Source organism: Pseudomonas palmensis (assembly GCF_017848315.1).
In the GTDB taxonomy this organism is placed as follows: Bacteria; Pseudomonadota; Gammaproteobacteria; order Pseudomonadales; family Pseudomonadaceae; genus Aquipseudomonas; species Aquipseudomonas palmensis.
Genome location: NZ_JAFKEC010000105.1, coordinates 1 through 6902, shown reverse-complemented (window position 1 = coordinate 6902; position 6902 = coordinate 1). Strand labels below are relative to the sequence as shown.

6 protein-coding genes and 1 pseudogene are annotated in these 6902 nt (G+C 57.5%); 2 read left to right on the top strand and 5 right to left on the bottom strand.

Annotated features, from left to right (window positions below; translation table 11 throughout):
* Both JZZ72_RS27335 and JZZ72_RS27330 read left to right on the top strand, forming a co-directional pair.
* Positions 1-1226: aminotransferase-like domain-containing protein (locus JZZ72_RS27335; protein WP_210015470.1), on the top strand; the 1226-nt coding region annotated here is incomplete at its 5' end.
* 93 nt (positions 1227-1319) lie between these two features.
* On the top strand, positions 1320-2843 hold the full coding sequence (locus tag JZZ72_RS27330; protein WP_058541849.1) for a phospholipase D family protein: 1524 nt from the start codon (positions 1320-1322) through the stop codon (positions 2841-2843).
* A gap of 67 nt (positions 2844-2910) precedes the next feature.
* Here the strand turns inward: JZZ72_RS27330 and JZZ72_RS27325 are convergent, their stop codons facing one another.
* From JZZ72_RS27325 to JZZ72_RS27305, 5 genes and pseudogenes are all read right to left on the bottom strand, one after another.
* The gene (locus JZZ72_RS27325) at positions 2911-3303 is read right to left on the bottom strand and encodes an immunity 50 family protein (RefSeq protein ID WP_078480634.1); all 393 of its coding nucleotides are present in this window, start codon (positions 3301-3303) and stop codon (positions 2911-2913) included.
* Positions 3304-3420: 117 nt separating this feature from the next.
* Positions 3421-3822 (bottom strand): hypothetical protein, encoded by a 402-nt coding sequence (locus JZZ72_RS27320; protein ID WP_167400222.1) that lies wholly within the window; start codon positions 3820-3822, stop codon positions 3421-3423.
* Between the two features lie 320 nt (positions 3823-4142).
* A pseudogene (locus JZZ72_RS27315) lies at positions 4143-4785 on the bottom strand (RHS repeat-associated core domain-containing protein); the annotation flags it as partial.
* Between the two features lie 37 nt (positions 4786-4822).
* Entirely contained in the window at positions 4823-5455 is a 633-nt protein-coding gene (locus JZZ72_RS27310) for a hypothetical protein (protein ID WP_157811447.1), read from the bottom strand.
* Positions 5424-6902 (bottom strand): RHS repeat-associated core domain-containing protein (locus JZZ72_RS27305; RefSeq protein ID WP_236066347.1); only part of this gene is annotated, 1479 nt, incomplete at its 5' end. The genes JZZ72_RS27305 and JZZ72_RS27310, both read right to left, overlap by 32 nt.

Genomic DNA, 6902 nt, shown 5'->3' with positions numbered 1-6902 from the left:
ATCGCCCACTACCCGCCCTGCCCGACGTCAGCCGCCCGGCCCAGCGCCCTGTGGATATCTCGCAATGGGACCAGGTGTTCGAGCTGGTGCGCAGCGTGCCGCGCAAGGACGTGGTGCAACTGGGCCGCGGCATGCCCGATGTCGGCAGCCCCACCCTCAAGCCGTTGCTGCGCAGCCTGGCGCAACTGAGCCGGCGCCAGGACATGCCCGGCCTGTACTACGACACCGTCGCCGGCACCGAAGCCCTGCGCGAGCAGGTGGCGCGGCTGATGCTCGATTCGGGCTGCAGCCTGAGCACGGCAGACCTGGTGATCACCACCGGCTGCCAGGAAGCCCTGTCGATCAGCGTGCGCGCGGTGTGCCAGCCGGGCGACATCGTCGCGGTCGAATCACCGAGCTTTCACGGCGCCATGCAGACCCTCAAGGGCCTGGGCATGAAAGCGTTGGAGATCCCCACCGACCCGCTCACCGGCATCAGCCTCGAAGCCCTGGAACTGGCCCTGGAACAGTGGCCGATCAAGCTGATCCAGCTGACCCCCAGCTGCAACAATCCATTGGGCTACATCATGCCCGAGGCGCGCAAACGCGCCCTGCTGACCCTGGCCCAGCGCTTCGACGTGGCGATCCTGGAGGACGACGTGTATGGCGACCTGGCCTACACCTACCCGCGCCCACGCACCATCAAGTCGTTCGACGACGACGGCCGCGTGCTGCTGTGCAGCTCGTTCTCCAAGACCCTTGCACCCGGCCTGCGGGTGGGCTGGGTGGCGCCGGGGCGCTACCTGGAGCGGGTGATTCACATGAAGTACATCAGCACCGGCTACACCGCTACCCAGCCGCAGCTGGCGATTGCCGACTTCATCGAGGGCGGCCACTACCAGCCGCACCTGCGCCGTGTGCGCGGCCAGTACCAGCGCGCCCGCGATCAGATGATCGACTGGGTGAGCCGCTACTTCCCCGCCGGCACCCGCGCCAGCCGGCCCCAGGGCGGCTTCGTGCTGTGGGTGGAACTGCCGGAAAGTTTCGACACCTTGCGCCTGAACCGGGCTTTACTTGAGCAAGGTGTGCAGATTGCGGTGGGCAGCATCTTTTCGGCGTCGGGCAAGTTCCGCAACTGCCTGCGCATGAACTTTGCCGCCCGCGCCACTGCCGAAATCGAAGCGGCCGTGCGCAAGGTCGGCGAAACCGCCATTCGTCTACTGGCCGAGGATGAGCGCGGCGGGTAACGTTGCGCCGCCCCGCGTGGTCCAACCCCCAACTGCCTTCCTGCTCAAGGACATGCCCCTTTGACCAAACCCAGGGCCTTCGCGCTGTTACTGATGCTGGCGCTCACCCTTGCCGGGTGCGCCACCTCCAGCACGCCCCGTACCGTGACCCAGGCCCTGCCCGCCAGCGACTCGGCCTTTGGCCGTTCGGTGCAGCGCCAGGCCAGCGCCCATGAGGGGCGGTCCGGCTTTCGCCTGCTGCCCAACAGCACCGAGGCGTTCCACGCCCGCGCCGAGCTGATCCGTAACGCCCAGAGCAGCATCGACCTGCAGTACTACATCGTGCATGACGGGCTCAGCACGCGCGCGCTGGTACACGAACTGCTGCAGGCTGCCGACCGCGGCGTGCGCGTGCGCATCCTGCTCGACGACACCACCAGCGACGGCCTGGACGAGGTCATCGCCACCCTGGCGGCGCACCCGAAGGTACAGATTCGCGTGTTCAACCCGCTGCACCTGGGGCGCAGCACCGGCGTGACCCGTGCCCTGGGCAGGCTGTTCAACCTGTCGCTGCAGCACCGGCGCATGCACAACAAGCTGTGGCTGGTGGACAACAGCATGGCCATCGTCGGCGGGCGCAACCTGGGTGACGAATACTTCGACGCCGAGCCCAACCTGAACTTCACCGACATCGACATGCTGGGCGTGGGGCCGGTGGCCGAACAGCTGGGGCACAGCTTCGACCAGTACTGGAACAGCGCCCTGAGCCGACCGATTGGCGACTTCATGTTCAGCACCCCGAACGCCGACGACCTGCGTGTGAGCCGCGAGCGCCTGGAGGCTTCGCTGAGCGAGGCCAGGGTAAAGCGCAAGGCACTGTACGACCGCCTGATGGCCTACAAGACCCACCCGCGCCTGGATTCCTGGCGCAACGAGTTGATCTGGGCACACAACCAGGCGCTGTGGGATGCGCCAAGCAAGGTGCTGGCCCAGGCCGAGCCAGACCCGCGGTTGCTGCTGACCCAGCAGTTGGCGCCCGACCTGAACGACGTGCACCATGAGCTGATCCTGGTATCGGCCTACTTCGTACCTGGCGAGACCGGCCTGCTGTACCTGACCAGCCATGCCGACGCCGGGGTGTCGGTGAGCCTGCTGACCAACTCGCTGGAGGCCACCGACGTGCCGGCGGTACACGGCGGCTATGCGCCGTACCGCAAGGCGCTGCTGGAACACGGGGTAAAACTGTACGAACTGCGCCGCCAGCCCGGCGACCCCAGCAGCGGGCGTATCCATCACTTCGGCAGTGCATCGGACTCGAGCCTGCACAGCAAGGCGATCGTGTTCGATCGGCAGAAGACCTTCATCGGCTCGTTCAACTTCGACCCGCGCTCGGTGCTGTGGAACACCGAGGTCGGCGTGCTGGTGGACAGCCCGCAACTGGCCGAGTACACCCGCGACCTGGCACTGCAGGGCATGGCCCCGGCGCTAAGCTACGAGCCGCGGCTGGTCGACGGCAAGCTGGTGTGGGTGACCGAGGACAATGGGCAGTTGCACACGTTGACGACAGAGCCAGGCGGACTGTGGCGACGATTCAATGCGTGGGTGAGCAAGGCGGTGGGGTTGGAGAGGATGTTGTAGGGTGAAATCTCCATGCTGTCGAACGCAGGTCGATGCTGCGCGAGCCGATCTGCGTGGAGTTAGCTCGTCAAGGGGTACCAGTGAGACCATGCCGCACGCTCTCGACACGAACCAAATCACAAGTAAATTTCAGTCGACTATTATCAACGCAGCGTATCTTTATAGCGACGGCCTCATCCACGACATCAAACGAAATTTCACAAATAACATTCTCATAGCCCCACTCGCTAAAATCGATACATTTACTCCCTATAAATGATAGTTCAATATAGACCGCATCATAATTTCTTGGCCACTTCACAGGGCTATTCTCAGGCTTTTCTCGAGTAACCAGCTTAATAGATAACCTTGGTTCATCCCGCCTGAAATTAACCTCTGTAATATCTGACCCTAGAAAATTTGGCATCCCTCCATATATCGTAGTCAATGCTTGCGGATTCATAACGTTAGGAAAATTCATTTACTTCTTATTCCGGCAAAAAAAATAGTAGTGTTGTACCATCGCCTCAACAGATACCGGATTCGCTCTGGAGTCAGTGCAGCTTGCTTGCGGCATTGGATGCCTGGAACGGCTGCCTTACCCGATTATTCTTACATGCAAATTCTTGTAGAAGTCCCAATGAATTACTAATTTTCTGTCAACCGACAAAAATAATGTATCAACAAAATCCAGTTCATCCACAAAGTCTAGCCACTCGTAAATACCTGTTTTCAACAAGGGGATTGCATTATCCATATGCATAACAAAAAAATCATGGAATGACTGAAAACCTATAGCTTCCAAAATTGAAATTAGTTCTCTTTTAAGATCGCTTCGCGAAACACTTTCATATGTTGTTTTGTTTTCTACACGATTCCAGTCAATGGAGGAACAGCTAATGGGGAAGTTGTCATTTATAACTTTAAAAACATCTACCTCTTCGTGATCGCTACATGCATGCAACTCGATAAACTCTTGACATTTTTTTGAGAAACCCATGGATTAAATCTCTTTACTATTTTGGTCACGGTTTTTCCTGAAGCATCAAAGCAAATGGTTCGCACATTTTTCTTTCTATTGAACGCATTGATGTGAGATTTATGTCTTTCATCATATTCCACCCGAAAACCTCGATACTCTCCACGAACTACTCTTCCGTTAAACGGTTGCGATCCAAATTTTGCTGGGTTCGGAACGCTACCTTTAGCTGTGATATGCGTGAAGCTAAGGGCATCATTCATTGCCTGATTGTAATCATCGTATATTTCATCACACTGTAGTTTTTCTTTTTTATTTTCTTGATCAGTGCATAAATTACATTTTTTCGTCAAGCCAAGTGGATCAACCCAATGTATTGGGATGGGTGCGTATTGATATACGTTCAAACCGCCTGAAAACCCGATCGGGTCCTGCCCAATAAACCGCCCAACCCTCGGATCATAGTACCGATACCGGTTGTAGTGCAGCGCAGTCTCACGGTCGTGATACTGCCCCTGAAACCGTATCGGATTGCTCAGCCCGATCTGCCTCGCCCAAGCCGACCGCTCCTCATGCACCTCCCCCCCACGCCTTGTACTGCCCCGCCCACGCCATTTCGCCATTGTGGTCGGTCAGCTCCATTGGCGTGCCCAGGTGATCGCACTGGTATCACGCAATCGCATCAAACGCCTGCGGCTGCATGTGCGTTTGCCACAACGGGTCCTGGTCGAAGTCGTAACTGCGCTGGCTCCAGTCCGGCTGCTTGTGCAGCCGCACCGGCCCCCTGCGCAGGGCCTGGGCCACCGGCACAAAGCTGCCCGGCTCATACAGGTAATGCACCGTACGGCCCGTATCGCCTTCATCACGCGGCGGGGAGCTTTCCCACGCCAGTGTGTCGCCGTCCCAGCCAAACAGCGTGAAGCCACAGTCCAGCGCACGCTGGCGCTTGGCCCGTTCAAGCTGATTCCAGCCCGTGCCGGCCTGCGAATTGTAAAATATTCAAGCACAAACTAACCGCACATTAGGTAAACTGAAAAGTCATCACGCCTTGCACGCTAGGCCGCGATTTCTCACTAAATCCTTCGTTTAAAAACACATAAACTACTCCGCCAGAGAAAATACCGACATCGTCTGGAAAAGCGATATCAAAATCATCTCCATTCAACATTATTCGGCACTCTGCACCTGCCACTGACTCCTCGTCCTGTAACCAAGACACAACACCACAGACTCTTGAGCTGAAATTGTTAGAAGAATCACACTCTATGTCATTTTCAATTAAGACCTTGCACGGAGACGATGCAAACTCCTTATACTCATTCCTTTCACCCCCATCGTTATCATGATAAATTACTACTGAACAATTTTCTCTTTCAGCCGTCAATTCTTCCCAGTGAAGAAATGTATCCTCTCGATAGTATGGCGAAAACAATGATATCCACCCTTGAGCGCCAAGCTCCACCCATTCGGCCGGCATTGTCAAAAGGTGAAGCAGTGGATGCCCATGCTTGTCGACCGGCCATTCTATATCTTGCGTCAATAGGCATCCGCCTGCCATGTGAGGTTCAGTTAATCTGGCCACGGTCGCGTTGACTTTCAAATTTTTCAAATAACTCTCCCAATTAGCAACAACAGCTGTTTTGTAAGAACGCATTCGATTTTTTTCGCAAACGTTTTGCCTGAGCTGCACTCATTCCAGATTTTCTAAGCGCCCCCTGCCACACATCCATCTGACGCTTAGTTGGCTTACCATTCTCACCAAGCTCAAACTCATTTTTCCCGTTAGTGCCCAAGTGCACCTTGGAAAGGGCAGCTTCTTGTCTATGTACATTGACATGCTGAGTTCTCGTCAATGCAATAGACGGGTTGCCTTCCATTCTCCCGCCGCCCTTGCAACCCATCTGTTCTAGGGCCTTATTTCTCACCAATTCATGTGCATCTAACTTATCGCCAGCGTTACCTGTGCCTGTGAGGTCTCCATATGTACCCAGTTGCCCAGTCGCTGCCAAGCCTAGTGGATCTGTCCACTCGACAGCGTTTGGTGCGTACATAAACAGGTTTAAGCCACCCGAGTAGCTAATCGGGTCCTGCCCAATAAACCGCCCCACCCCCGGATCATAGTACCGATACCGGTTGTAGTGCAGGCCAGTCTCACGGTCGTGATACTGCCCCTGAAACCGTAGCGGGTTACTCAGCCCTACCTGCCTCGCCCAAGCCGACCGCTCCTCACGCACCTCCCCCCACGCCTTGTACTGCCCCGCCCACGCCATCTCGCCATTATGGTCGGTCAGCTCCATCGGCGTGCCCAGGTGATCGCACTGGTACCACGCAAGCGCATCAAACGCCTGCGGCGGCATGTGCGTTTGCCACAGCGGGTCCTGGTCGAAGTCGTAACTGCGCTGGCTCCAGTCCGGCTGCTTGTGCAGCCGCACCGGCCCCCTGCGCAGGGCCTGGGCCACCGGCACAAAGCTGCCCGGCTCATACAGGTAATACACCGTACGGCCCGTATCGCCTTCATCACGCGGCGGGGAGCTTTCCCACGCCAGTGTGTCGCCGTCCCACCCAAACAGCGTGAAGCCACAGTCCAGCTCACGCTGGCGCTTGGCCCGTTCAAGTTGATTCCAGCCCGTGCCGGCCTGCGGCTTGTTCGAGTAATGCGCAACCGAGTGTTTGTGCAATCGCCGGCCGAGGGCGTCATAGCTGTACTCGACCTTGAGTTTGTCGTCGCTGTAGCTCTGCAGCCGGTCGAACAGGTCCCAGGTGAACTGCGCACGCACGCCGTTGTGCAGCCGTTCGGCGAGGTTGCCGCGCACGTCGTAGGTGTAATGGGTGCCGGCGTATTCGCGCAGCAGGTTGTCCATCAACCTGTTGCGTTTGGGGGCCTGGTCCAGAGGGCGGTTGAGCTGCTGCGTCTTCTCGTCCAGCAGGTTACCCGCCGGGTCGAAGGCGAATGTCTCCACCCCCAGGCGACTGCTGGCCTGCAACAGGCGACCGACAGGGTCGTACTGGTAGGCCAACTGACCACGTCGGCTGTCGTGAATGTCGGTGAGTTGCCCGGCGCCATCGTACTGGTACTGACGCTTGAGCAACGTGGACTTGCC